Raw genomic sequence first — 25550 nt, forward strand, 5'->3', positions numbered from 1 at the left:
CGGATGCCGCCCAGAGGATGATCCTTACGGTACGTCAGTGTATGAGCGGGTCCGATCCCAGGACATCCTGAACATGACGGTGTGGGCTGGATCGTGACCGGTATGGAACCTTGTCCGCCCAGGCGATCGTTATCCTCGTACCCGCCCAGTGCTCCGGAACCGTTCCGGGGCGGCACCAGAGGACGGACAGGCGATGAGGTTCCGGGACCGGTTCGGGATCCGCAAGCACCGTGGCTCGACCGTCACCAGGCTCGACCGCGAGGCCACCGACTCCGACATCGAGGCGCTGATCGCGTTCGCGCGCGGCAAGCAGGGCGTCGAGTTCTTCGTCGAGCCCGAGACGTTCGCGACCGACACCACCGCCGTGGCCGTCGCCCACGACGGCGAATGGACGCGCCGCCGCGTCGGCTCCCCCAAGGTCATCGGCAAGGTCGCCCGCGACCTGGGCCTGCCCATCTACGACGTCCAGATCGTCGGCTACCCGCCGCGCATGCGCGCCTGGAACGAGCGCAACCGCGACCGCCGCATCGACCCAGGCTCCCCGGGCGAAGCCGTCTCCTCCTGAACCCCCGGTCACCCCGCCACGCACGCGATCTGGCACGCCCACGCACGTGATCTCCACCTCCCACATACAAGCGATCTGGCGCGGCCGCCCGCCGCTTTGGGCGCACGCCGCGGCGGCTCGATGGCGCACGCCGTTTCTCAGCGCCCCGCCGTTCATCGGCGCACGCCGCGTCGTTTGTCAGCGCCGCAGCGTTCGTCAGCGCTGCGCCGTTCCTCAGCGCCACGCCGTTCCTCAGCGCTGCGCCGCTTGTCAGCGCTGCGGCGTTCGTCAGCGCCGTGGCGTTCGTCAGCACCGCGGCACTTGGGTCGCGCGGCGGCATGTCCACTCGCCGTCGTGGGCGACGGCTACGGCGGCGTTCTCGACCTTCAGGGCTCGGGGGTGGCGGGGGTTTCGGCGGGGATGAACTCGATCAGGCGGTCGGCGGTCTCGCGGGCGGGGGCGTCGTAGCGTTCGCGCAGCTCGTGGAGCACTCGCTGGGCGCGCACCGCGGGCCAGCCGTCCGGCAGGTGCTGGACGGGCAGCCGCGGATCGATCCGGATCAGCTGCAGCCACTCGGTCATCATCCACAGGTAGCGCGCCAGGTCGTGGGGGGCCTTGGGGATCGGGTCCGGGCGGTCCCAGCGGTCGAGGAACTCCTGGTAGCCGGCGGCCAGCTCGTCGAGGTCGAACGCGTCGCGGATCATCTGCGTCACGTCCGTGGGCTCGCCGGCGGTGCCGTGGAAGACCTTCACTCGCCTGCTCATGTCGAGGCCGTCGAGGGTGGCGAGCACGGGCCCGAGGTCGACCTGGGACGGTGCGATCCAGGTTCCGTTGCCGAGGGGCCCGAACCCTGCCCACGTCAGGCGTGAGCGCAGGTCGTGGCGCTGGCGCTGCCACGACTCGGGCATGGAGAACGAGAGCACGGTCCAGCGTCCGTCCCAGTCCTCGTTGACGGCTCCGCGGCGCCAGACCCGGGCCTCGCCGTCCCGCAGTATGCGCTCCGACCGCTGGGTCAGCCCGAAGTGCATGCGCCGGCCCTGCCGGTGCCGGGCGAGGAGCCCGCGTCCGGCCATGCGCGTGAGCGTGGACCGGATGGCGTGCTCGCCCACGCCGAGCCCGGCGAAGACCTCGATGTAGCTGCCCGAGAACACCGCGATGTCGCGCCGCAGCACGTAGTTGCCCAGGAAGGTCAGCATGAGCGACTGGGGCCGCAGCCGCGATGACGGGTCCTCGTACATGGCGTCAGCGTAGGGCCAAACGCGGATGTTGTGCACATTGTTGACGACAGTAATTCCCGCGCCTATCTTCGCATTACCCCGTTGCTCAGGAGGCCCTCATGTCCGTAGATCTGGCCGGCAAGGTCGCCGTCGTCACCGGAGCCGGGCAGGGCCTGGGCCTGGCGTACGCCCTCGCCCTCGCCCGCTCCGGCGCCGCGGTGGTCGTCAACGACGTCGACGAGGCCGCCGCCGAGCAGGCCGTGCGGTCGATCACCGAGGAGGGCGGCAACGCGGTGTCCGAGGTCGCCGCGGTCGGCACGGCGGAGACCGCCGAACGGCTGGTCACGCGTGCCGTGGAGGCCTTCGGCAAGCTGGACGTGCTCGTGACCAACGCGGGGATCCTGCGCGACCGGGTGCTCTGGAAGATGTCCGACGAGGATTTCGACGCGGTCGTGGGCGTCCATCTGCGCGGCACGTTCACCTGCGCGCGGGCGGCGGCGATCCGCATGCGCGAGCAGGGCGAGGGCGGCACGCTCATCCTCGTCGGCTCCCCGGCGGGGCAGCGCGGCAACTTCGGCCAGACCAACTACGCGGCGGCCAAGGCGGGCATCGCCGCGATGGCCCGGACGTGGTCGATGGAGCTGGCCAAGGCGCGCATCACCGTCAACGCCATCGTGCCGGTCGCGGCCACCGCGATGACCGAGACGATCCCCGCGTTCGCCCCCTACGTCGAGGCGCAGCGGCGCGGCGAGCCGTTCCCGGACTTCCTGCGCAAGGCCGAGGGCTTCGGCACCGCCGGCGACTGCGCGGCGCTCGTCCCGTTCCTGGCCTCCGAGGCCGCGCGCGAGATCACCGGCCAGTGCATCGGCATCGGCGGCGACAAGCTGGCGCTGTGGTCGCACCCGCACGAGGCGTCGGTGGCCTACGCCGACGGTGGCTGGACGCCGGACACGATCGCGGCGGCCTGGCCCACCTCGGTCGGACGCGAGCCGCAGACGGTCGGCATCCCCGCCCCCGTCATCCCCGCCTCGGCAGTGCCCGCCACCCCCGACCCCGGCGCCTCCGTTCCCGGGCCCGACACCCCTGGTCCGGCCGCCTCCGTTCCCGGGCCCGTCGCCCCCGGCCCCGCCGTTTCCGGAGCGTGAGCGGGATGAACGTCGACGATCTCGTCGCCATCGACGTCCACACGCACGCCGAGGTCTCCTCGCGCGGGGACGCCTCGTCTCTCGCCGAGGATCTGCACGAGGCGTCCAGCGCCTACTTCAAGGTGGACGGCGCGAAGCGGAAGCCGACGCTGGAAGAGATCGCCGCCTTCTACCGCGAGCGCAAGATGGCGGCGGTGGTCTTCACCGTGGACGCCGAGCACGCCACCGGCGTCCCGCCCGTGCCGAACGAGGAGGTCGCCGAGGCGGCCGCGGCCAATCCGGACGTGCTGATCCCGTTCGCCTCGATCGACCCGTTCAAGGGAAAGGCGGGAATCCGGCAGGCGCGGCGGCTCGTCGAGGAGCACGGGGTCAAGGGCTTCAAGTTCCACCCCAACATCCAGGCGTTCTTTCCCGATGACCGGCTCGCCTACGGGCTGTACGAGGCGATCGAGGAACTCGGGTGCATCGCGCTCTTCCACACCGGCCAGACCGGGATCGGCGCGGGGGTGCCGGGCGGCGGCGGCATCCGGCTCAAGTACTCCAACCCGCTGCACGTGGACGACGTGGCGACCGACTTCCCGCACCTGAAGATCATCCTGGCGCATCCCTCGTTCCCCTGGCAGGACGAGGCCCTCAGCGTCGCCACGCACAAGCCGACCGTCCACATCGACCTGTCCGGCTGGTCACCCAAGTATTTCCCGCCGCAGCTCGTGCAGTACGCCAACAGCCTTCTCCAGGACAAGGTGCTCTTCGGCTCGGACTATCCGGTCATCAGCCCCGATCGATGGATGGCCGATTTCGCGAAGCTGCCCTTGAAGGACGAGGTCCGGCCGAAGATTCTCAAGGACAACGCGGCCCGCCTGCTGGGCCTGTGCAAGGACTCCTGAGCCGCCTCCGGAACGAAGGAGCACGCCGTGCGCAACGAGGGACTCGGGTCCTGGCCGGCGCGCCGGGCCCGCAAGACCCCGGACCGTCCCGCCCTCATCCATGACGACCGGCCGTTCACCTACGCCGAGCTCCATGACCGCGTGACGCGCCTCGCGCACGCCCTGCGCTCCCTCGGCGTGCGGCGCGGGGATCGGGTCGCCTATCTCGGCCCGAACCATCCGGCGTTCCTGGAGACGCTCTTCGCCACCGGGAGCCTCGGCGGCGTCTTCGTCCCGCTCAACACCCGGCTGACCGGCCCGGAGATCGCCTACCAGCTCGCCGACTCGGGCGCCTCGACACTGATCTACGGCTGGACGCACGCCGACCTGGTCGACGGGATCCGGCCGGACCTCCAGGTGCGGACGTACGTGTCGAGCGGCTATGAGGAGCTCATCGGCGCCGCCCAGAACGACCCGATCGACGAACCGGTGGGGCTCGACGACCCCTGCATGATCATGTACACGTCGGGGACGACGGGACGGCCCAAGGGCGCCGTCCTCACCCACGGCAACATCACCTGGAACGCGATCAACGTCCTGGTCGACACCGACCTCATCACGGACGAGGTGGCGCTGGTGTCGGCTCCGCTGTTCCACACGGCGGGGCTGAACATGCTGACCCTGCCCGTCCTGCTGAAGGGCGGCACGTGCGTCATCGTCGGCGGCTTCGACCCGGACGCCACGTTCGACCTGATCGAACGTCACCGGGTGACGTTCATGTTCGGCGTGCCGGCGATGTTCCAGCAGGTCGCCCGCTCGGCGCGGTGGGCCGGCGCCGACCTGTCGTCGCTGCGGATCCTGACCTGCGGCGGCTCTCCGGTGGCGCCGACGCTGATCGCCGCCTACCAGGAACGGGGGCTGACGTTCCTCCAGGGCTACGGCATGACCGAGGCGTCGCCCGGCACGCTCTTCCTGGACGCGGCGCACGCCGTCTCGAAGGCGGGCTCCGCGGGCGTGCCGCACTTCTTCAGCGACGTGCGGATCGACGGCCTGCAAGACGATGTCGGGGAGATCGTCGTGAAGGGCCCGCACGTCATGTCGGGGTACTGGGGGCTGCCGGACGAGACGGCGCGGGCCTTCACCGACGGCTGGTTCCGCAGCGGCGACGCCGCCCGGATCGACGCGGACGGCTACGCCTACATCGTCGACCGCATCAAGGACCTGATCATCTCGGGCGGCGAGAACATCTACCCCGCCGAGGTGGAACACGCCCTCATGGCGGTTCCCGGGGTCCAGGAGTGCGCCGTCATCGGCGTGCCGGACGACACGTGGGGCGAGGTCGGCCGCGCCGTGATCGTGGCCGACGCGCCCCTGACCGAGAAGGACGTCCTGGCCGCCCTCGCCGGCCGCCTCGCCAAGTACAAGATCCCCAAATCAGTCGTCTTCACCGACACGCTCCCGCGCAACGCCGCGGGCAAGCTCCTCAAGGCCCGCCTGCGCGACGCCTTCGGCACCTGAAGGGACCCCCATGAACGTGCACATCGACGACCTGCCCGGCCTGGTCGGCAAGGAGTTCGGCCCCGGCGAGTGGCTGGAGGTGACCCAGGAGCAGATCAACACCTTCGCGGACGCCACCGACGACCACCAGTGGATCCATGTGGACGTCGAACGGGCCAAGGAAGGACCGTTCAAGGCGCCCATCGCCCACGGGATGCTGACGCTCTCGCTCTTCATTCCTTTGCACAGCGCGCTGCTGGACGTCGACGGGGTGACGACCAAGGTGAACTACGGGTTCAACAAGGTGCGCTTCCCTGCCCCGGTGCCCGCCGGTTCGCGCGTCCGTCTCACCACGCGGGTGGTCTCCGTCGACGAGGTGGCGGGAAACGGCGTGCAGATCACGGTCGACGGAACGATCGAGGTCGAAGGCGGCACCAAGCCCGTGTGCGTCCTGCAGAGCGTCTCCCGCTTCTACCGCTGATCAAGAGGCGTCCGCCTGGGGGATCTGAGCGAGCGCCTGGAAGTCGTGGTAGTCACGGGTCGAGACGATCTTGCCGTCGCGCACCCGGACCACCTGAACATTGGCCGACATGAAGGTGTGGCCAGTGGTGGTGATGCGGGTCTCGTAGTCCCACTCCGCGATGATCACTTCCGGATCGGCCGTCTCGTGGACGACGACGTTGTGCGCCGTCAGCTCGAACGGCCGCCGCGAAGCGACCTCGACCCGTGCCCGGACGCCCTCGCTTCCGATCATCTTCTTGGGGTGCGGCGGGTGGGCCATGGGCCACTCGACCACGACGTCGTCGGCGTAGAGGTCGGCCAGCTCGTGCCAGCGCCCCTCGGTGAAGCAGGCCAGCAACCGCCCGAAAACCTCGCGCGCGTCCATGAGAGCCCCTCACGGTAGAATCCGGAGTGATTACTCCGATTAACATACGGAGTGAACACTCCGCTTGTCAACGAGGGAGCCGATGCGCGCCGACGCCGCCCGTAACCGCACCAAGATCCTCGAGATGGCCGAGGCCGTCTTCGCCGAGCTCGGCACCTCGGCCTCCACCGAGGAGATCGCCCGCCGCGCCGGCGTCGGGATCGGCACGGTCTTCCGCCACTTCCCGACCAAGGAGTCCCTGTTCGAGGCGGTGCTCGCCGAGCTGATACGCGGCCTCGCCCAAGAGGCGGACGCCATGCTGGCCTCCGACGACCCGGGCGCCGCCTTCTTCACGTTCTTCACGGGCGTGGTCAAGCGTTCACCGGCCAAGAACGCCGTCCTCCAGGCCCTGGCCGACGCAGGGATCGCCACCACCACCGACCCGGCCACCTCCACCCGTCTCCGCACCGCCCTGGGAACCCTCCTCGACCGCGCCCAGCAGGCCGGCGCCGTCCGTCAGGACATCGGCGTGCCCGAGGTCATGGCCCTCCTCATCGCCGCCTCCCGAGCCGTCGAAGACGCCCCGAAGTCCCTGGAAGTAATCACCACCGGCCTACGCCCAACCTGACCCGCGGTCGCCCCGGGCGCTGGGGGGGCGGCCCGGGGCGGCTGGGCTGGACCGGGGCGTGGGCGACAAGGGGGATCTCGTGGAACACCTACGCCCGGGTTGGTCCAGCCCGTGGCTTCACACCTGGCGGCCTCCTTTCCGAGCAGTGGTCATGTCGTGGACGAGCGGGGTGGTCTGCTGTTTCTGTGGTCGGCCTCCTCTCTGCTGACTGTCGCCCCTGCTCCTGGCAAGCCTCCGGGTCGTATCTGTGTCGCGCACATGCGCTCGACCGGGGCCTGGCCTGATGCCCACGCGGGGCGACGAGATGGGCGGGGTCGTGGGGTCGGCGTGGTCGCCGGCGTGGGTGGGGTGTTAAGGCTTGCGGGAGTCGTAGGCGGCGGCCAGGGCTTCGGGGGTCATGGTCATGGCCTTGTTCAGGTCGGACGGCGGGATGCCCGCCTCTATGACGGCGCGGAGCAGTTGGGCCAGGGAGTAGGCCGGGTCGGCGTCCTGGGCTCGGTCCAGGGCGAGGTTGGCCAGGCCGCCGTCGCCGGCGGCGTAGGCGGCCAGGGCCAGGAGGCAGGCGGGGGCGGCTGCGTAGGGCTCTTCGACGCGGCGGAGGATGGCGCGCCAGAAGTCGATGTCGCGTTGGGGGTCGTGCGTGTCGATGCGGATCCAGGCCTCGTCGCGTACGCGCATGCTGGTGAGGGTCACGCCCAGCCACGCCACGTCGTCGTCGGCCGGGTGGGGTGTCAGGGCGCTCAGGATGGCCAGGCCGCTGGCGGACAGGCGGGACTGGATCTCGGCGGGAGTGAGGCCCTCGCGCGTCCAGGACAGGAAGCGTTGCTCGGCTCTGTCGGTGGCCGCGCGCATTGCGGTGCGGGGCTCTCCCTGGAGAGGGGCGAGCGTGCGGGCCAACGCGGCTCGATCTGGGAGGGCCACGTGGCCGGAGAAGGTGGCTTGGGCCGCGATGGCGGTGGTGGAGCTGTCGTAGGGCTGGCCCAGAATCGGGCAGCAGGTGTCGTCCACGCAGGTCAGGGACCACCAGCGGCCGGAATGTATGCGTAAGGCCTCGGCCACCCGCAGCCTGTGGGCGGTCAGGGTCTCCCAGGCCGTCGCCACGGCGGGGGTTACCTCGTCGGGGGTGCCGTAGCCGAGTAGGAGGGCCTGGCGGAAGGCGTTCTGGGAGAGGCGTGCGGCGACGTGTTCAGCGGCCGCCCTGGAGTCGCATCGGGGTAGGTCGATCCGCATCGCGCAGGTGTCGTGCGGGCCGTCGTACGCGATCACCACCAGGCTCTCGGTGGGGTGGTAGCCCAGCAGGTAGGGCACGGTGGCGATCGCGTCCTCGGGTGAACGGATCACCAGCGGTGTCGTCGTCTTCATGCGGATGACGATGGCAGCCGGTGACGTGGAGTGATACTGGAATCACGTTCTGTGGATAACTCATTCGGCGGCCGCTGCGGGCACCGTCTCTCGCGTGCGGACGCCCCCGAGTTTGGCGTGCAGGATCATCTCCAGTTCGAGGCCGCGGCGGGGGTCGAAGAGTTCGGCGCCGAAGAGCTGCTCCAGGCGCCGCAGCCGGTAGCGGACCGTCTGCGGGTGGACGTGCATCTGATTGCCCGCCTCGGTCGCGTTGAACTTGTTCTCCAGGAGGGACAGCAGCGTCTCCGAGAGGCGCTCGGCCTGGACGGGCGAGATCGAACGGAGGGGCGCCAAGCGGGAGGCCGCCGCGTGCTCGATGAGCTCCTCGGCGCGGAAGATCGTGAGGGTGGGGACGTGGTCCATGCATCGGACCACCTCGTCGCCGGGGATGATCCCGCGCCGGACCAGGGCCTGGGCTTCGCGCGCCCACCGCAGCGACTTAGCGGTCTCGGTGACCTGCACGGTGGGCCCCACGACGACGGTCCAGTCGCGCAGCAGCGGCTCCAGGAGACGGAGGCGGCCCGGCCCTTCGGGGTCCGGGAGGACGAGGAGGGGTGGGGAGGCCGGGTCGAAGAGGACGTCGGGCGGCAGGGACGGCGAGTGGCAGTCCGCCACGCCGCGCGGGTACAGCGTCACGGCGGCGACCGTGCGGGGCACGCGCCATTCGGCCGTACGCGCCGCGTCCTTGATCACGTCTTCGGGCACGGGCGGCTCGGCGAGCAGGAGGTTGAGCAGGCGGGTACGGCGGCGGTGCAGGGCCTCGGCGGTGCCCGCGAACTCCATCTCGTATCCCTGGGTGACGAGCGCGGCGACGGCGTCCATGTAGCTGAACTGCGCGTCGGCGATCAGCCCCAGCGTCACCCGGTCGATGTCGAGCGTGTCGGCGAGGGCGGTGATGGAACGCCAGGCGGAGCGGGCGGTCTGGCACAACAGGCGGTGCATCTCGTCGAGATCCTGGCCGTCGCCCGCCATCTCCCGGCCGAGCTCGATGTAGCTGGGGGCGATGCGTTCCCAGGCCGCGTGCGGGTCCTCGACCAGCGCGTAGAAATCCTCCAGCCCCTGGACGATCCGTTCCCGGACCTTGCCGGCCCGCCGCGCCGCGGCCGGCAGCAGGGTGAGCGACTCCTGGAGGAGCGGCTCGACCGTCCGTGCGGCGTGGGGACGCATGCGCCGCGCGAGATGTCGGGGAATGGCTTCGAACGGGCTGACGTCCAGCTGGACTTGCGTCATCGTCACGGCTCCCTGCAACGACCGAACACTGTGATACGCCGAGTCCCACAAGGATGGCCGACGCGTCACCTCGATGATTGTCAGGTTCGTGCGAGCTTTCCGGTGCCGATTGTGACCCGTGTTGACACCTGAGGACGTCCGCCCAGGTGAGGAGGTTGCTTGCAGATGAAGCTGGAGCTTCTGAGGCGCGTGGGGAGAGACCGGCAGATGGCCGTCCTCCCGCACGCGCTACAGGCGACGGTGCCTTGCAGGATTTCCAGTCCCAGAATTCATTGTTTGGCTGCGGCAGATGATCGAGGGTGTGCCGCGAAGAAGGACCACAACATCTCAGTGCCGTCGACGCCGGCGGTCTTGGTGGGCACCGGCCATTCGTGGCCGCCGCCGGTCACCGTGCACAACGCGACTTCAGTGCGGGATCGCCCAGTGGTCTTGCAACGCGTCGCCGCTTTGGCGAAGTAGTCGAAAGCCAGCGCGGGCAGACCGGCCAGGCGCCGCCATATGTCGACCACTGTCTGTACGGGGAGGAACGGCTCCTTGACGTCGAAATCCAGGTTGCCGCCGCCGTTGTACGGAACGGAGAAGTCTGACGTGCCGTGGAATGCGAGCAGCGACACCTTCGGGCGGGACGGACACGCCGTGGCGAGCGCGCCGGAGACCACGCCAATGGCGGCCACACGGTTGGGACGTTCACACACGTACTTGTAGGCCAGCCCGCCACCGTTGGAGAAACCCGTCAGGTAGATCCGCCTGGGATCGGCCAGCTTCTCCTTGACGAGGGTGGTGATGAGCTGGTCGATGAACGCGACGTCGTCCACCTGCGCGAGGCGGGCGAACCAGCAGCAGCCACCGGCGTTCCACGTGCGCAGGAACCCGTCGGGATACGCCACGACGAAGCCGTGCCGCTCGGACACGGCGTCCAGGCCGCTCTGGTTCTGGATGTACTTGCTGTCGTCCAGACCGCCGTGCAGGGCGATCACGAGCGGCGGCGGCTTCGCGGCCCTGCGGTGCTGCGGCACGTGCAGCAGGTACGTGCGCTCCCATTTCTCTTTCACCAGCCAGTTGAACGAGGGCATGGTGATCGTGCGCGCATGAGTGCCGGGCTTGACCGGTGTCGAGGACGCCGCGGGCGGGGCGGGCCTCACGGGCGACCGGGACGCCCCGGACGCGCCGGACGCGCCAGGCGCCTTGAGCGCTGCGGGCGCTGCGGCCGTTGCGGGCAGGGGGTGGGCGCTGGTGGCCAGGCACAGGGCCACCATCATCAGCGCCGCCCGCATGATGATTTTCATGGTGACGATCTTGCGATGGGCGCCGCCAACGCCGCTACGCACACCAGGAGTGGAAAAAGTCCGCCGTTTGTGTATTCGAGCTAAGGATTCGGTGTCGTCCCACCGGTGAACGTATCGATGTTGGAGATGCGCCATTTGCCGGACCGCCATACCGCGTCCACCGCCAGCATGGCGCCGGCATACGAGCTTTTGCCGTCCGACCCGCGCGTGCTGCGCTGGTCCGCGAATACCAGAAGCCTGGCACGGTCACCCTGCAACATCTTCACTGCACTGTCGGTGACAGTAGTCGTGAGGACGAGTTTCTGCTCCGGCGCTGATTTGCGTACGAGCCCGAACATCACCTCGTACTGTTGCACGGCTTTGCCTACGAGCAGTTCTTTGGCCGCACGCTCTGTTTTGGCGATGTCGGTGTGGTTGTACGAGAACACCGTGTTGACGACGTCGTTCACCGAGCCCTTGATCTCGCTGGTCCTGGCGTTATCGGTGAGAGCCACGTTCCTCGTCGCGGGGGTCTCGCGCAGATCGTTCGCCTGCTGGTGGGACCAGATGGCGAAGCCGCCGAGCAGGACCGTCGCCGTTCCAAGAACGGCCGGCAACCGGATGAGCATGCCGAGCGAGCCTTTCTAGGAGTTCCCGACGGGTGCCGGACCCAGCGCGCTGACCTTCCAGCCTGCCGAGGTCCTGGTCAGCTCCGCGATGTGACGGTCCTTCTTGGTGACGGGCGCCCCTGCCGGGGGCGTCACGACGATCTCGACCGCCACGATGATCCGGGCCTTGCCCGCGTGCGCGTCCAGCTCGGTGAGCGCGCCTTCGAGGATCCGCGCCTTGGTGACCGTCCTGGCCTTCTGGGTCTGCTGCTCGAACGTGGCGCGTCCCTGCACGATGTCCTGGTACATCTTGCCGGTCGTGGAGTCCTGCCACCTCTTCAGGCTCGCGTCGAGCGTCCGGTAGTCCAGCGTGTTGAGGTTCTGGACCGCCTGCTCTCCGCTCTGCAGGACCTCGTCCCGCAGCTTGGAGTACGCCAGCGAGTCATCGTTCCGGGCCGAATACCAACCCCAGCCCGTCCAGGCCGCCGCAAGGGTCGCGATCGCCACCAGCACGATCGCCGCCACCCGTACCGGGTCTCGCCCGCTTCCGGCGGTTTCCACATCCTTCTCGGTGCTGGCAGGGGGTTCTTCTTTCAGAACGCTCACCTCGGCTTTGTCGGCCATCGGTGTCACCTCCTCGCGGAGTTAGCGGGACCTGAGCTCGGTGATGCGCCATAGGCCGTCTCTGAGTTCGGCAGTGACGGAAAGCTGGGCGGCGGCAGTGGTACCGCTGGGTCTGCCGTTGCGTGTGGTCACCTGGTCCAGGAAGACAAGGAGTTGTGCCTTGTCGGTGGTGAGGCTGACCAGACCCGCTCGGACGACCCGGGTCTTGAGGGCGAGGCGGTCGACGGGGGCTTGCCGCTTCACCTGGACGAAGAGGCGGCGGTATTCGCCGGCGGCGCGACCGGAGAGGGACTCGGTCGCGGCTCGTTCCGCGGTGGCGGTGTCCTCAGAGCTGTAGGTGAAGATGCGCGTGAGGGCGTTGCTCACGTCGCCGATGGCCTTGGTCGTGGCGTCGGCGTCGGTGAGGGCGCGGTTGGGCGACTCTTCTCCGCCGGGGCCGCGCAGGCAGAGAAGGACGGCGGCGGCAAGGACCATGACCACCGCTGCAACAAGACGGATCCAGGGCATGGTCCTCCTCAGCTCGCACTGACCGGGATCGCGGTGAGCGACTTGAGCTTCCAGCCGGCGGGCGTGCGTGTCAGTCCCGCCTCGTATCTTTTGCGCTGGGTGGTGGGCTGACCGGCCTGGGGTGTGAGCCGGACCTGCACGGTCGCGATGAGCTGGGCGGTGCCTGACCGTACGTCCAGGGAGAGCACCGCGGCGTCGTCGACCGTGGCGACCGCGGTCGTCCGGGCCGCGACGATCTTCTGCCTGCTCGCCGCCGACTCCCGCTCGAGCTGGTCGTGCAGGGGGCCGGTCGACGAGCTGAGCCATTGGCGCAGGCCGGCGTCGCTCTGGTTCCAGTCCATGCTGTTGAGCGCCGCGACCTGCCGCTTGCCCGTGGCGAGAACGAGGTCGCGGTCCTTGCCCAGGTCGTGGGTCTCCGAGCCGCGGGACTCATAGAACGACCAGCCCGACCAGCCGAGGAGGACCAGGGCGGCGACGATCAGGAGGCTGCCGACGCGCGTCATTCCCGGTCTCCGTTCAGGCCGAGAAGCCCGCCGAGGTCCGTGGAGGTGGACGTCAGGGCGGGCAGGCCGAGCGCTCCGGGGAGTGCCGAGCCGGCCGTGCCCATGACGGAGTTCGGCCGGGCCGGGGCTGGTACGCCTCCTCGCGGGGCGTTCGCGGCGCCGCGCACGTTGACTCCGCTGGCGGCGGGCATCGTGCAGCGGGCGGCGGTGTTGAGAGCCGGCCCGGACGAGAGGTCGAGGCCGTTGCGGTACTTCGTCGCGCCGTAGCCCTGGGTGCACGGGAGAGGCTGGAAGAACGTGGTCACCATGCCGAAGTTGAGCGTGTCCTTCCGGATCATCGAGTTCCCCGCGGCGACCGCCTTGGGCACCTTGACCAGCAGCTCCTCCATCCCGTTCACCCGCGTGAGCAGAATGTCGGAGGTGGTGAGCAGGTTGGCGATGACAACGCTGAGGTTGGGGTCGAGGTCGCGGACGAGCCCGGCGAACTGCTGCGACGCGCCGGGGGCGGCGGCGACGAGCTTGCGGAAGTCGGTGTCGGAGTCGCGCAGCTGCCTGGCGAGCAGCCGGGCGCTGTGACCGAACGCCTTGAGCGAGGCGGCCTCCTCGTTCTGGGTGCGCATGACCACCTCGCCGTCGACGATCAGGCGCGTGGTCGGCTCGACGTGCGCGTTCGCCTCGCGGGTGAAGGCGCCCCCGTTATCAAGGAGCGTCTGCAGGTTCTGGCTCTGCCCGTTGAACGCCGCGCCCAGCTCGTCGACCAGCGTCCGGTAATCATCGAGCGGCACCGATCCGGCCAGGTCGCTGACGCTTCTCAGCAGGTCGGTGACCGGGGCGGGCGTGCGGGTGGAGGCACGCTCGATCCGGGCGCCCGCCGCCAGGTAGGGGCCGGTCGCGACCTCCGGTCGCAGGTCGATGTACTGCTCACCGACGGCCGACCGGTTGGCGACCAGGGCCGCGCTCCGCTGCGGGATCCTGGGCGCCGACTTCTTGATGCGCAGCTCGGCCACGACCCCGTCACCGGTGAGGCGGATCGGCCCGACCCGGCCCACCGAAACGCCGCGATACGTGACGTCCGCGTACTGCAGCAGCCCACCGGCCTCGGCGAGCTCGACGTTCACCACGTAGTAGTCGCGGTAACCGACATAGCTGCCGAGGTCGGCGTAACGAATGCCGACGAACGAGAGCGTGGCGACGGCCAGAAGGAGGAATGCCCAGACCTTGATGCGCGTGACAGGCGTGACCATCACCCCTCCCCTCCCCCAGTGACAGTCGGTGGCAGCGGTAGCGGAGGGGCATCCTGCCCGGCAGATGCGCCTGCCTGTGTGCCGGAGGGTGTGTCGGTTGGGTTGGTGGAGGGGTTTGGCTTGATTGGCGGGATGATGGGGGGTGTTCCTGGGGCGGCTGTGATCGTGAGGTAGACGTTCAGGTAGTCGCCCTTGATGGCGGGCATTACCGCGTCGGTGAACGGATAGGTCAGCAGCGCCTGGAGCGAGCGGGGCAGATCGGTGCCGGAGTCCGCCAGCTCGCGCAGGGTCGGCTCCAGCGCCTTGAGATCGGCGACCATGTCGTCCTTGCTCTTGTCGATGGTCGTGACCGCGACGCCCGACAGCCGGTCGAGCGCTTCGAGCATGCCGACCAGCGCGCCGCGTTGCCGCTCCAGGACCTTCAGGCCGGGGCCCAGGTCATCCAGGACGGTGGCGATCTGGCCGCGGCGGCCGTTGAGGGTGGCGGAGAGACGGTTGAGGCCGTCCAAGGCGTCGGTGATGCCCTTCCGGTTGCCGTCGAGTGTGGAGGTCAGCTTGGTGACCTGCTGCAACATCGATCTGATCTGCGGCTCGTTGCCGTTCATCGCGTTGTTGAGCTCGGACGTGATGGTCTTGATCTGGTTGAGCCCGCCGCCGTTCAGCAGCAGTGAGAGGGCGCCGAAGACCTCTTCGATCTCCGGATTCCGGTTGGTGCGGGAAGTGGGGATCGTGGTGCCGTCGGTGAGCCTGCCCACAGGCCCGGTTGAGGGTGGTGTCAGCGCCACGTATTTCTCGCCTAGCAGGCTCGACTGCCGGAGTTGCGCGTAGGCGTTGGCGGGCAGCCTGACGTCGCCGTTGATGAGCAGCGTGACCTCGGCCGTCCAGCCACCGCGCGGCAGCGAGACCTTGCTGACCCGGCCCACCGCCACGTCGTTCACCTTCACCGCCGACTGCGGCACGAGGTTCAGGACGTTCGTGAACTGCGCCTTCACCTTGTACGGGTGGCTTCCGACGTCGGCGCCGCCGGGGAGCGGGATGTCCTGCACCCTGCTGCATCCCGTCAAGGCCAGGGCGATCGTGATGGCCGTCGCCGTCCTCGTCCGCATCAGCCGTTGCCTCCGTTCACCGCCGGGAGCGGGAGCGGCGGGTCGCCCATGCTCAGCTCGTTGAGGTTGCCGCGCCCCATGAGGGTCTGGCGGGCCGGGTCGTAGGCGTTGAGGACGTTCATCACGTTGAGCGGCTGCACGTCGAGCGCCTCCGCCAGTGATCTGCGCTGGTCGACGAGCACCTGCGTGATCGACGCCAGTTTGTCCACGTTCGACTTGATCAAGGCTCGGTTGTCCTGGATGAACGTCTTGACCTTGCCGAGGGCGTCGGCCAGCTGGCGGAGTGCGGCGGCGAGGTTTTCCCGGTCGTCGGCTAGGAAACCTGTGACGTCGGCAAGTTGTCGTTCGGCGAGACGGACCTGGTTGTCGTTCGCCCGCAGCATGGACGTGAACTTCTGCAGGTTCCTGATCGTGGCGAAGAGGTCCTTGTCCGACCCGTTCAACGTCCTGGCGGCCTTGCCGAGCTGCTCGATCGTCTTGCCCGTGGCCTCGCCGTTGCCCTGGAAGTTGCGCGCGCCGGTGCGCAGGGCGTTGGAGAGGGCTCCGTTCTTGTTGAGCCCGTTGGGCCCGAGGTCGGCGGCGAGCTTCTTGACCGTCCCGTACAGCGTGTCGATCTCCACGGGCGTGCCGGTGCGTTCGACCGGGATGACGGCGTCAGCGGTGAGCCGCTCGCCGCCCGTGTACGCGGGGGTGAGCTGGACGTAGCGGTCGGCGACGACGCTCGGCGCGATCACGAGGGCGCCCGCGTTCGCCGGGATCGGGGCCGCCTCGTCCACTTTGAGGGTGACCTTGACCCGTGAGGGTTCCGGTTTGACCGACTCGATCGTGCCGACCTTCACGCCGAGGACGCGCACGTCCGAGCCGGCGTACACGCCGACGGCCTGGGTGAAGTACGCGGTGATCCTGGTCGCGGGGCGGCCCGTGAGCACGGCCAGCATGACGGCGCCCAGCACGACCGCCATGGTGGCGGCGATCAGCGCCAGGAGGACGAGCCGCAGCCGCCGATAGCGTGCGCGGCGCCGGTCGGGCAGGATGATGGTCTGCTGCATCAGCGGCCTCGCTTGGGGGGCTGGCACCCGGACTTCGGCGGCGTGCCGGGCGGCAGGTAGCTCTCGGGGACGACGCCGCACAGGTAGCCGTCCATCCATCGCCCGTTGCCGAGCGAGTTGCCGACCAGGCGGGTGTACGGACCGGCGATGGACAGCGCCCGGTCGAGGTCGGACTTGTTGCGTTCGAGCAGCGCCGCGACCTCTTCGAGGGAACGCAGCGCGGGCGCGAGTCGCCTCTGGTTGTCGTCGACAAGGCCGGAGAGTTCGGTGGACAACTTCTGCGTCCCGATCAGCAGCCCGTGAATGGCGTCGCGGCGGCGGCGCAGCTCGGCGAGGAGCAGGTTGCCGTCGCGAAGCAGCGACTCGACCTGCGTGTTCTGGCTCGCCAAAGTGCCGGAGAACTGGTTGGCCCCCGCGAGCAGCCGCTTGAGCTCGGTGTCCCGGGAGGAGATCACCTTGGAGAGCGCGGTGACGCCGTCCAGGGCCTTGCGCATGGCGGGCGGGGTGTTGGCGAACGTCGCCGACAACGTCTGGAGGCTCTCCCCCAGCTTCGCCGAGTCGAGGTTGACCAGCGAGGTGCTCAGGTCGTCGAACGCGGCCGTCACGTCGTAGGGCGACATCGTGCGGCTGATCGGGATGCGGACGTCGGGGTCCTGCGGACCGGTGCCAAGGGGATCCACGGCCAGGTATTTGTCGCCGAGCACGGTCTTGATCGAGATCGCGGCCGTGCTGGCATTGCCGACCCAGGTGTCCTTCACCCGGAACGTGACCTTGACCTTCCCTCGGTCCAGTCTGACTCCGGTGACCTTGCCGACCTTCACGCCGGCGACCCGCGCCTCGTTGCCCGGACGCAGCCCGGCCGCCTCGCTGAAGTCGGCCGAGTAGTCCGTGCCGCCCCCGATGACCGGAAGGTCGGCGGCACGGAAGGCGACGGTGCCCATCAGGATGAACATGACCATGCCGACGATGAAGACGGTGATCGGATTCCACTCGCGCACCGGCCTGAACAGCGGCCGCCGCCTGCGCTTCGAGGCGGCGCCGCCCTTGCCCGCGCTCATGGCTTGCACCTCGGCGTGCTCTCTCGGGTGATCGGGATGCCGGTCGGCGGCGGGCGCCGCGCGTCCGGGAACTGCTGGTAGGTGGCGCCGCTCAGCTTGGCCTCGCAGAGGTAGAGGTTCATCCAGGAGCCGTACGAGCCGAGGCGGCCGATGGCGTTCATCTTCACGGGCAGCGTGTTCAGGAACTTCTCGACGGTGTCCGACTCGTCCGCCAGGTTCTGCGACAGGCGGCCCAGCTGCGCGACGTCCTTCTTCAGCGGCGCGCGTCCGGCCTCCAGCAGGCCCGCGGTACTCCTGGCGAGGTCGTCGAGGGCACCGACGGCCTCACCGATCGGCTTGCGGTCGGCGGCCAGCCCGGAGACGAGGCGTTGCAGCGTGCCGACGAGGTCGACCACCCGGTCGGTGCGGCCGTTCAGGGTGTCGAGCAGGCCGTTGAGGTTGCCGACGACCTGGTCGATGACCTGGTCCTTGGCGGCGACCGTGCTGGTGAGCGAGCCGATGGTCGACAGGAGCGTCTCCATGGTCCCGCCCTCGCCCTGGAACACCTGGATGATCGACTCGGCCAGCTTGTTGACGTCGTTCGGCGACAGCGCCTGCATCAGCGGCCGGAAGCCGTTGAAGAGCTGCGTCAGGTCGAGCGCCGGCCTGGTGCGTTCGAGCGGGATCGTCCCGCCGGGCCGGAGGGCGCCGGTCGCCCCGGCGCCGCGCTCGATCTCGACGTACCGCTGGCCGACGAGGTTGACGTACTTGATGGTGGCGGTGGCCGAGGCGGGGATCTCGCGGTCGCGTTCGACCGAGAACCTCACCTTGGCGACGCGCCGGTCCGTCACGCCGACCTTGTCGACCCGCCCGATCTGCACTCCCGCGACGCGCACACTGTCGCCCTTGCGCAGCCCGGACGCGTCGGTGAAACGCGCCGTGTACGAACGGGTCGCGCCGACGTCGGTCTGCGCGATGCTCACCGCGAGGACGGCGGTGGCCAGGCCGGTGAACACCACGAACAGCAGCGACTTGATGAGCGGCCGTGCCATGCTCCGGCTCTTCATCGGAGGGTCACCTCCCTACCGCGATAGATCGGGCCGACCAGCACGCTGCTCCAGTCGGGCAGGGCACCTGGCACGTCGTTCAGCCCGGGGGCGAGCAGTTCGTTGATGAGGCGGTTCTCCGCCGGGGAGTTGGGCAGCCCGAGCCCGCCTCGGCTGATCTTGGCGGTGGCGGCGGTGGCGGCGGTGCCGGAGTACGGGACGGGGTAGCAGTCGGGCCCGCCCTTGTCCTTGTAGACCGGCTTGTCCCTGCCCGGCCGGTACGCGCCCTTGGAACGCATCGTCGTGACGTTCACGTGCAGGCCGGGTTGCCCGGTGCCCTTGCCGAGGACCCGGTCCATCATCGGGATGAAGTCGTTCACCATGCGCAGCGTGCAGGGCAGCTCGGGCGAGTACTTCGCGAGCAGCCGCAGGCTGGGCTTGCTGTGCGCGGAGAGCCGGATGATGTTCTGGGAGTTCTCGCGCAGGAAGTCGGTCAGGTCCTGCGATGCGGCGGTGACCGACGAGTAGACCGTGCTCAGGCCCGCCTGCCGGTCGACCAGCGTGCGGCTGGTGTACGTGGCGTCGTAGAGCGCCTGGATGATCTCCGGGTCGGCCTCGCTGTAGTGGCGGCTCAGCCTCGCCAGCTCGATGATGTCCCGGTTGAGGGCCGGCAGCTTCGGATTCATCTTCCGCAGGTAGGCGTCGAGCTCGACCATGGTCCGGCCGAGCTGCGTGCCCCGCCCGTCCAGGGCCTGCGCGATCGCGCTGAGCGTGGTCGACAGCTTGGCGGGCTCGACGGCGGTCAGCAGCGGCATCATGTCGTCCAGGACCTGCTGCAGTTCGATCGAGTTGGACGAGCGATCCTGGCTGATCACGCTGCCCGCGACCAGGCGCTGCGGGCTCGGCCGCGCGGGCGGGATCAACGCCACGTACCGCTGCCCGAAGAGCGTTGTCGGCAGCATCTGCGCCGACACGTTCGCGGGCAGCATCCTCACCTTGTCTGGATGAATCGCCAGCTTGAGCGTCGCGCCGGAGCCGCTCGCGCGGATCTCGCGCACCTCGCCGACCGTGACCCCGCGCAGCTTGACGTCGGCGTACCGGTGCAGCGAGTTGCCGGTGGCGGCGGTGTGCAGCGTCACCATCGAGACCGTGGTGAACCTCTTGTCGTACACCGCCATCGACAGCGCGACCAGAAGCGCCGGAACCAGGAGGAAGACGACCCCGGCCAGTCGCCGCCGGACCATGTCGCCGGCCTCGGTGCGCCGTCTGGTCCCCTTGCTCATCCGGCCACCTTCACCGTCGTCGTGGTCCCCCAGATCGCCAGGCTCATGAAGAAGTCGGTAACGCCGATCAGCAGGATCGACGTGCGGACGGCCTTGCCGACCGCCTGCCCCACGCCCGCCGGGCCGCCGGCCGCCCGGAAGCCGTAGTAGCAGTGCGAGATGATCACCATCACGCTGAAGACGAAGACCTTGAGGAACGAGAGCAGCACGTCCAGCGGCGACAGGAACAGCCCGAAGTAGTGGTCGTAGGTGCCGGCCGACTGCCCGTTGAACATCACCGTGACCAGCCGCGCCGAGAGGTACGAGCTGACCAGGCCGATCCCGTACAGCGGGATGATCGCCACCGTCCCGGCCACGATCCGCGTCGTCACCAGGTAGGGCAGGCTCGGGATGCCCATGACCTCGAGCGCGTCGACCTCCTCGTTGATGCGCATCGCGCCGAGCTGGGCGGTGAAGCCCGCGCCGACCGTCGCGCTCAGCGCCAGCCCCGAGACCAGCGGCGCGATCTCCCGCGTGTTGGCGTACGCGGAGGCGAAGCCGGTGAACGCCGCCGAACCGATCTGCTGCAGCGCCGAGTAGCCCTGCATGCCGACGACGACGCCCGTGGCGAGCGTCATCGCGATCATCACGCCGAGCGTGCCGCCGATGACGCCGAGCCCGCCGCTGCCGAACGCCACCTCGGCGAGCAGCCGCTGCACCTCCTTGAGGTAGCGGCGGATCGCGCGCGGCGTCCACAGCAGCGCCTTGGTGTAGAAGATGAGCTGGTCGCCGGGCTGATCGAGGAACCTGAACATGCGGCCGGGCCGCCGCAGCGTCCTGCGGCCGGGGATCGGGAGACCCATCGGTCATCCTCCCTTCGGTGGGACGACCTGCAGGTAGATCGCGGTGAGGATCATGTTGACGACGAAGAGCACGAGGAACGCGTAGACCACGGACTGGTTGACCGCGTCCCCGACGCCCTTCGGGCCCTTGCCGGGGTTGAGGCCGAGGTAGGACGCCACCACCCCGGCGATGAAGCCGAAGATCAGTGCCTTGACCTGGCCGACGTAGAGGTCGGGCAGCTGCGCCAGCGCGGAGAAGCTCGCCAGATAGGCGCCGGGCGTCCCGTCCTGCATGAAGACGTTGAAGAAGTAGCCCGCGCTGACCCCGACGACCGAGACCAGCCCGTTCAGCAGGAACGCGACGGCCATGCAGGCGACGACCCGCGGCACGACCAGCCGCTCGATCGGCGAGACGCCGAGCACCATCATCGCGTCGATCTCCTCCCGGATCGTCCGCGAGCCCATGTCCGCGCACATCGCCGACCCGGCCACGCCCGACACGAGCAGCGCCACCACCATCGGGCTGGCCTGCTGGATGATGACCAGCACGCTCGCCGCGCCGGTGAAGCTCTCCGCGCCGAGCTGCTGGATCAGCGACCCCACCTGCAACGAGGTCACCGCCCCGAACGGGATCGACACGATCGACGCCGGCAGGATCGTCACGCTCGCGATGAACCAGAACTGCTCCACGAACTCGCGGAACTGGAACCGGGTGCGGAACAGCAGCCCGATCACCGTGGCGCCGAGCTGGAACAGCTGCCCGACCGTCCGCATCGCGGTGACCGGGAAGGCGAGGGCCTTGTCGATCTGAGTCACGGCCAGGTCCTCAGACCCCGACGCCGTTGCACTGCGGCGTCTCGCCGAACGCCGCGTTGAGGTCCGCGTTGGCCCGCAGTTCCTTCGCCGGTCCCTGGTACGCGCCGAACCCGCTCATCTTCGCGCTGTAGGAACTGAGCGTCCTGGTCAGCGACTTCATGTCCGTGACCTTGGCCTTCTCCAGGCTGGCCGAGACGGTGGTCAGCTCGGTGCGGACCTGGCTCAGGTTCGCCAGGGCGGTTCTGTACGCCGTGTCCCCGACCGGGGGCGAACCCGCCGAACTGAGGCTCGTCGCTTGGGCGGAGAGCTGGCTGTTCATGTCCCCGAGGAAGGTCAGGATGGCCGTGCGTGATTTCTTGGCGCTTCTCGGATCAAGGGACGGCGCCTGAACCTTCTTGGTGTTCCGCTTGACGCCGTCGCACACCTTGGCCGCCCAGGCGACCTTCGGGTCCGGCTTGTCGTCATCGCCGCAACCGGCCATCGGGAGGGCCACCGCACACGCCAGCGCGATCCCGCCGATCATGCGTAGCACCACGTTCTTCTCCTTACACACGTTCGACACACACGTTCGCGACAGACACGTTCGCGGCGGGAGGCCCCGCCACCGCCGCCCGCGGCGGCGGTGGCGGGGGCTCCCTCTATCGGCTGGATGTCACTTCTTGACGGGTTTGGCCGCCTTAGTCGCCTTGACGGCCTTGGTGGCCTTCAGGTCGACGGTGTTCCCAGGTCCGGCGACGAGCGCGCTGATGATCTGGGTGAGCGGGCCGCATCCCGTGAGGGCGGGCAGGGTGTAGGTGCCCTTGAGCGTTCCGCCGGTGCCGACGTTCCAGTCGGTGGCCTTCAGCGGGATGGTGGCCGCGGACGCCGTCTGGCAGGTGGCCCCGCCCCCGACCTCCATGCCGAACACCTTGACCGACGGGACCTTGACGATCGTCTTGGTCTCGGTGGTCAGGGTCGCCCCGGACAGGGTTCCCGTCGTCTTGCCCTGCGGGGCGAAGGCGACGTTGGCCGTGGCCGGGATGAACCCGAAGATCGAGAAGCTGCCGGTGGTCGGGTTCAGCGTCAGATCGGCGCTGACCTTTCCGCCGTCGGTCACGGTGGTGACCGCGCCGTTCACCGTGACCTTGCCGTTGGCGCCCTTGATCGCGGACGACCCGGCGAGGGCGTAGGTGTTGCCGCCGGTGGGCGGCTCGACCTTGGCCGTGACCGGCGGCGTGCTCCGGCCCGACTCGTTGCCGGCCTTGTCGGCCGCCGCGACCTCGAAGGTGTAGGTGCCGGCCGCGAGACCGGACAGCACCTTCTTCGCCTCGGTGATCACGCCGGGCACCTTCTGGCCGTTCTGGTACAGGACGTATCCGGCCAGGCCGGAGCCGCCGTCCTCGTCCTTGGACGCGGCCCAGGTCAGGGTGACGGTGCTGCCCGCCACCGCGGCCTTGACGTCCGCCGGGACGGACGGCGCCATCGTGTCGGGCTTCGCCGGGGTCTTGACGCTGACCTCGGCCGGCGTACCGGTACCGAAGCCGTTCACGCCGACGACCGAGATCTTGTAGTCGGTCAGCGGGCTGAGGCCCTTGATGGTGTACGTGGTCGCCGTCGTCTCGGCGGAGCCCGCCGCGCCCCAGCCGAGCTTGTACTTGTCGGCGCGCTCGGCGGCGTTCCACTTCACCGTCACCGAGTCGAAGGTGCTGCCGGTCACCTGGAGGCCGGTGATGCCGCCGGGCTTCTGGTCGGGCGCGGGGTCGGTCTTGACCGGGCCCACGGTGCCGGCGCCGCCGGTGCCGACGTTGTTCACGCCGGCCACCGAGAAGGTGTAGTCGGTCTCGGGGGTCAGCCCATCGATCGTGACCGTGGTCGCACCACCGGTGACGTCCTTGGTCTGGCCGCCGTAGGTCACCTTGTACGAGGTGGCGCGGGCGGCGGCGTCCCACTTGAGCGACACGCTGTTGTGCGTCTTGCCCGTCACGGTCAGGCCGGTCAGGTCCGCGGGCTTCTGCTCGGGCACCGGGTTGGTCTTCGCGTTGACGGTGGCGGCCCCGCCCGTGCCGGCCGAGTTCACCCCGGTCACCGAGAACGTGTAGTCGGTCTCAGGCGTCAGGCCGTCGACGGTGAGCTCGGTGGCGCCACCGGCGACCTCCCTGGTCTGGTCGCCGTAGGTGACCGTGTACTTGTCCGCGCGGGCGGCCGCGTTCCACTTGAGCGAGACGCTGTTGTGCGTCTTGCCGGTGACTTCGAGGCCGGTCACGTCGGCCGGCTTGGTGACCGGCTCGGGGTCGGTCTTCTGCGCGACCGTCGCCGCCCCGCCCGTGCCGGCGGAGTTCACACCGGTCACGGAGAAGGAGTAGTCGGTCGCCGGGGTCAGCCCGTCGATGGTCGTCTCGGTGGCGCCGCCGGTGACCTCCTTGGTGTTGCCCGCGTACGACACCGTGTACGAGGTCGCGCGGGCGGCCGCGTTCCACTTCAGCGACACCGAGTTGTGCGACTTCGCGGTCACTTCGAGGCCGGTCACGTCGGCCGGCTTGGTGACCGGCTCCGGGTCGGTCTTCTGCGCGACCGTCGCGGCCGCACCGGTGCCGGCGGCGTTCTTGCCGGCGACGGAGAAGGAGTAGTCGGTGCTCGGGGACAGACCGGTGATCGTCGCGGAGGTCTCCGCGACCTCCCTGGTCTGGCCGCCGTACGTCACGGTGTACGAGGTCGCGCCGGACGCGGCGTTCCACTTCAGCGACACCGACTCGTGCGTCTTGCCGGTGACCTCGAGGCCCGTGACGGCTCCCGGCTTCGCCGCGACCGTCGACGCCTTGATCTCCGCGGCGGGGGACGCCCCCGCGGTGTTCACGGCCACGACCTTGAGCGTGTACTCCTTGCCCGCCTCAAGGCCGGTCACCGTGTACTTGGTGTCGGTGACGTTCTCCGCCACCTTGGTGTCGCCGTTGTAGACCGTGTAGCTGGTCGCGCCCTGCGACGCGTTCCACTTCAGCGGGATGGCGCTCTCGGTCGCCTGGCCGTCGACCGCCAGGCCGGTGGGCGCGGCGGGAACCACCGGGCCGCCACCGTCACCGATCTTGAAGGTGCTGATGACGTTGTTCTGGCCGGCGACCTGCGTGCAGGTACGGGTGAACGTGCCGAGGTCCGGGTGCGGCGACCCGTCCGCGAGGCGCGGCGTCATCGTCAGGTCGATGTTCCCCACGGAGAGCGAACCGTCGCCCGCCTTGGAGAAGACCAGCTGGGGCGCCGCGCCGTCGGCCGGGATGACCAGCGGCTGGTAGGGCGGTCCCGGCGGGATGTCGGTCTTGCCGATGGGCAGCTTCACCCGGGCGAGGAGGCCCGTGGCGGCCGTGATCTCCGGGACCTTGAGGGTGGAGAAGGCCAGCGCCGAGCCCTCGATCGACTTCACCGGCGGGTCGAGCGTCAGCAGGCCCTCAGTCGTCTCCGGGTCGGTGGTGCTGATCGACTTGATCCGGATCGGCGGCGCGTAGGTAGTGAGCGGGATCTGCGCCGGGTAGTCGATCGAGGCCTTGACCGTGAGGGGGTGCCGGCCGATCAGCGGGTACGGGCAGGTGTAGTTGAGCGTGATCTCGTTGATCCGCGGGTCGTAGGTCTTGGTGCCCGGCTCGGTGCCCTGCGCCGTCGGGCGGTCGACCTTGACGGGCGGCATCGTGCCGCTGGGGTCGCCGCTCTCGGTGACCTCGAACTGCGACAGGACGTTGGCCTGCCCGGGCTTCTGGTAGCACGTGACGTTCAGGGTGCCCAGCGCCGTCGGGTTGCCGGCCTTGTCCTTGGGGGTCACCGTCAGCACGATGTTGCCGACGTTGATCTGGGCCCAGCCGGGGCTGTCGAACGTGAGCGACGGGGTCTGCCCCGTGGCCTTCACCGAGAACGGCCCGGACTCGGGGATGGCGGTCTTCTCCAGCGCGACGGTCGTGTTCGCGCCGACGCCGTTGGGCAAGTCGGGGGTGTACACGCGCGCCTGCGCCACGGCCGATCCCTCGATCGTGGCGGCGTTCATCGTGTAGAGGCCCTCGGTGGTGTCGGCCCCGATCGTGGTGTTCGCGTTGACGACGAACCGCGGTACCGCCTCGCCGACCTTGACCGACTTCGGGATGTCGGACGTGATGTCGGCGGTGATGTCCTTCATGCCGATGAGCGGGTAGGCACACCGGAAGCCGAGCGACAGCGAGACCGGCTCCGCCGATGCGGAACCCGTCCCCGCCACGCCCACCAGGCCGGACACGGCCATGGTCATGGCGGCCA

Annotated in this window: 25 protein-coding genes; 6 read left to right on the forward strand and 19 right to left on the reverse strand. The window is 69.3% G+C overall.

The window, feature by feature from the left end; genetic code table 11:
• The first annotated feature begins 193 nt into the window (after positions 1–193).
• On the forward strand, positions 194–565 hold the full coding sequence (locus ACGFNU_RS29325; protein ID WP_392598698.1) for a hypothetical protein: 372 nt from the start codon (positions 194–196) through the stop codon (positions 563–565).
• Between the two features lie 365 nt (positions 566–930).
• Here the strand turns inward: ACGFNU_RS29325 and ACGFNU_RS29330 are convergent, their stop codons facing one another.
• Positions 931–1782, reverse strand: coding sequence for a PaaX family transcriptional regulator C-terminal domain-containing protein (locus ACGFNU_RS29330; RefSeq protein ID WP_392598700.1), 852 nt, complete (start codon positions 1780–1782; stop codon positions 931–933).
• 98 nt (positions 1783–1880) lie between these two features.
• Here ACGFNU_RS29330 and ACGFNU_RS29335 point away from each other — a divergent pair, with 98 nt between their 5' ends.
• Genes ACGFNU_RS29335 through ACGFNU_RS29350 form a run of 4 tightly spaced genes read left to right on the forward strand, consistent with a single transcriptional unit; the run spans position 1881 to position 5750 of the window.
• Positions 1881–2906, forward strand: a complete 1026-nt coding sequence (locus tag ACGFNU_RS29335) for an SDR family NAD(P)-dependent oxidoreductase (RefSeq protein ID WP_392598702.1) — start codon at positions 1881–1883, stop codon at positions 2904–2906.
• 5 nt (positions 2907–2911) lie between these two features.
• A complete protein-coding gene (locus ACGFNU_RS29340; protein ID WP_392598704.1) occupies positions 2912–3793 on the forward strand; it encodes an amidohydrolase family protein in 882 nt (293 codons plus the stop codon).
• A gap of 27 nt (positions 3794–3820) precedes the next feature.
• The gene (locus ACGFNU_RS29345) at positions 3821–5290 is read left to right on the forward strand and encodes a long-chain fatty acid--CoA ligase (RefSeq protein WP_392598706.1); all 1470 of its coding nucleotides are present in this window, start codon (positions 3821–3823) and stop codon (positions 5288–5290) included.
• Between the two features lie 10 nt (positions 5291–5300).
• A complete protein-coding gene (locus ACGFNU_RS29350) occupies positions 5301–5750 on the forward strand; it encodes a MaoC family dehydratase (RefSeq protein ID WP_392598708.1) in 450 nt (149 codons plus the stop codon).
• Here ACGFNU_RS29350 and ACGFNU_RS29355 read toward each other — a convergent pair whose 3' ends face one another.
• Positions 5751–6155, reverse strand: a complete 405-nt coding sequence (locus tag ACGFNU_RS29355; protein WP_392598710.1) for a nuclear transport factor 2 family protein — start codon at positions 6153–6155, stop codon at positions 5751–5753. It abuts the gene before it with no gap.
• Between the two features lie 82 nt (positions 6156–6237).
• Between ACGFNU_RS29355 and ACGFNU_RS29360 the strand changes: the two genes are divergently transcribed.
• The gene (locus ACGFNU_RS29360) at positions 6238–6762 is read left to right on the forward strand and encodes a TetR/AcrR family transcriptional regulator (protein ID WP_392598712.1); all 525 of its coding nucleotides are present in this window, start codon (positions 6238–6240) and stop codon (positions 6760–6762) included.
• 351 nt (positions 6763–7113) lie between these two features.
• On the opposite strand, the gene ACGFNU_RS29365 is transcribed toward ACGFNU_RS29360, so the two are convergent.
• The 17 genes from ACGFNU_RS29365 to ACGFNU_RS29445 form a co-directional block, all read right to left on the reverse strand.
• Positions 7114–8124, reverse strand: coding sequence for a DUF4192 domain-containing protein (locus ACGFNU_RS29365; protein ID WP_392598714.1), 1011 nt, complete (start codon positions 8122–8124; stop codon positions 7114–7116).
• Positions 8125–8184: 60 nt separating this feature from the next.
• A complete protein-coding gene (locus tag ACGFNU_RS29370) occupies positions 8185–9393 on the reverse strand; it encodes a helix-turn-helix domain-containing protein (RefSeq protein ID WP_392598716.1) in 1209 nt (402 codons plus the stop codon).
• Positions 9394–9662: 269 nt separating this feature from the next.
• Positions 9663–10679 carry an alpha/beta hydrolase family esterase gene (locus ACGFNU_RS29375; protein WP_392598718.1) on the reverse strand — a complete coding sequence of 339 codons (1017 nt, stop codon included), beginning with the start codon at positions 10677–10679 and terminating at the stop codon, positions 9663–9665.
• Positions 10680–10759: 80 nt separating this feature from the next.
• Positions 10760–11287 (reverse strand): hypothetical protein, encoded by a 528-nt coding sequence (locus tag ACGFNU_RS29380; RefSeq protein ID WP_392598720.1) that lies wholly within the window; start codon positions 11285–11287, stop codon positions 10760–10762.
• A 15-nt stretch (positions 11288–11302) separates the two neighbouring features.
• Positions 11303–11890, reverse strand: coding sequence for a hypothetical protein (locus tag ACGFNU_RS29385; protein WP_392598722.1), 588 nt, complete (start codon positions 11888–11890; stop codon positions 11303–11305).
• A gap of 21 nt (positions 11891–11911) precedes the next feature.
• Complete coding sequence (locus ACGFNU_RS29390; protein ID WP_392598724.1) at positions 11912–12397, reverse strand: hypothetical protein; 486 nt, start codon at positions 12395–12397, stop codon at positions 11912–11914.
• 8 nt (positions 12398–12405) lie between these two features.
• On the reverse strand, positions 12406–12900 hold the full coding sequence (locus ACGFNU_RS29395; protein ID WP_392598726.1) for a hypothetical protein: 495 nt from the start codon (positions 12898–12900) through the stop codon (positions 12406–12408).
• Positions 12897–14144 (reverse strand): MlaD family protein, encoded by a 1248-nt coding sequence (locus ACGFNU_RS29400; protein ID WP_392598728.1) that lies wholly within the window; start codon positions 14142–14144, stop codon positions 12897–12899. Before ACGFNU_RS29400 ends, ACGFNU_RS29395 begins: the two co-directional genes overlap by 4 nt.
• Entirely contained in the window at positions 14144–15250 is a 1107-nt protein-coding gene (locus ACGFNU_RS29405; protein WP_392598730.1) for an MCE family protein, read from the reverse strand. Before ACGFNU_RS29405 ends, ACGFNU_RS29400 begins: the two co-directional genes overlap by 1 nt.
• The gene (locus tag ACGFNU_RS29410) at positions 15250–16299 is read right to left on the reverse strand and encodes an MCE family protein (RefSeq protein WP_392598732.1); all 1050 of its coding nucleotides are present in this window, start codon (positions 16297–16299) and stop codon (positions 15250–15252) included. The genes ACGFNU_RS29405 and ACGFNU_RS29410 overlap by 1 nt, the downstream gene beginning before the upstream one ends.
• The gene (locus ACGFNU_RS29415) at positions 16299–17357 is read right to left on the reverse strand and encodes an MCE family protein (RefSeq protein ID WP_392598734.1); all 1059 of its coding nucleotides are present in this window, start codon (positions 17355–17357) and stop codon (positions 16299–16301) included. Before ACGFNU_RS29415 ends, ACGFNU_RS29410 begins: the two co-directional genes overlap by 1 nt.
• Entirely contained in the window at positions 17354–18403 is a 1050-nt protein-coding gene (locus ACGFNU_RS29420) for an MCE family protein (RefSeq protein WP_392598736.1), read from the reverse strand. The genes ACGFNU_RS29415 and ACGFNU_RS29420 overlap by 4 nt, the downstream gene beginning before the upstream one ends.
• On the reverse strand, positions 18400–19665 hold the full coding sequence (locus ACGFNU_RS29425) for an MCE family protein (RefSeq protein WP_392598738.1): 1266 nt from the start codon (positions 19663–19665) through the stop codon (positions 18400–18402). Before ACGFNU_RS29425 ends, ACGFNU_RS29420 begins: the two co-directional genes overlap by 4 nt.
• Positions 19662–20507: an MlaE family ABC transporter permease gene (locus ACGFNU_RS29430; protein ID WP_392598740.1), complete on the reverse strand. Its 846-nt coding sequence runs from the start codon at positions 20505–20507 to the stop codon at positions 19662–19664. The genes ACGFNU_RS29425 and ACGFNU_RS29430 overlap by 4 nt, the downstream gene beginning before the upstream one ends.
• Before the next feature lie 3 nt (positions 20508–20510).
• Positions 20511–21260: an MlaE family ABC transporter permease gene (locus tag ACGFNU_RS29435; RefSeq protein WP_392598822.1), complete on the reverse strand. Its 750-nt coding sequence runs from the start codon at positions 21258–21260 to the stop codon at positions 20511–20513.
• A 52-nt stretch (positions 21261–21312) separates the two neighbouring features.
• Positions 21313–21837: a hypothetical protein gene (locus tag ACGFNU_RS29440; RefSeq protein WP_392598742.1), complete on the reverse strand. Its 525-nt coding sequence runs from the start codon at positions 21835–21837 to the stop codon at positions 21313–21315.
• A 117-nt stretch (positions 21838–21954) separates the two neighbouring features.
• The gene (locus ACGFNU_RS29445; RefSeq protein ID WP_392598744.1) at positions 21955–25542 is read right to left on the reverse strand and encodes a fibronectin type III domain-containing protein; all 3588 of its coding nucleotides are present in this window, start codon (positions 25540–25542) and stop codon (positions 21955–21957) included.
• Between the last annotated feature and the right edge of the window lie 8 nt (positions 25543–25550).

It is taken from the genome of Spirillospora sp. NPDC048911 (genome assembly GCF_043198015.1).
Taxonomy (GTDB): domain Bacteria; phylum Actinomycetota; class Actinomycetes; order Streptosporangiales; family Streptosporangiaceae; genus Spirillospora.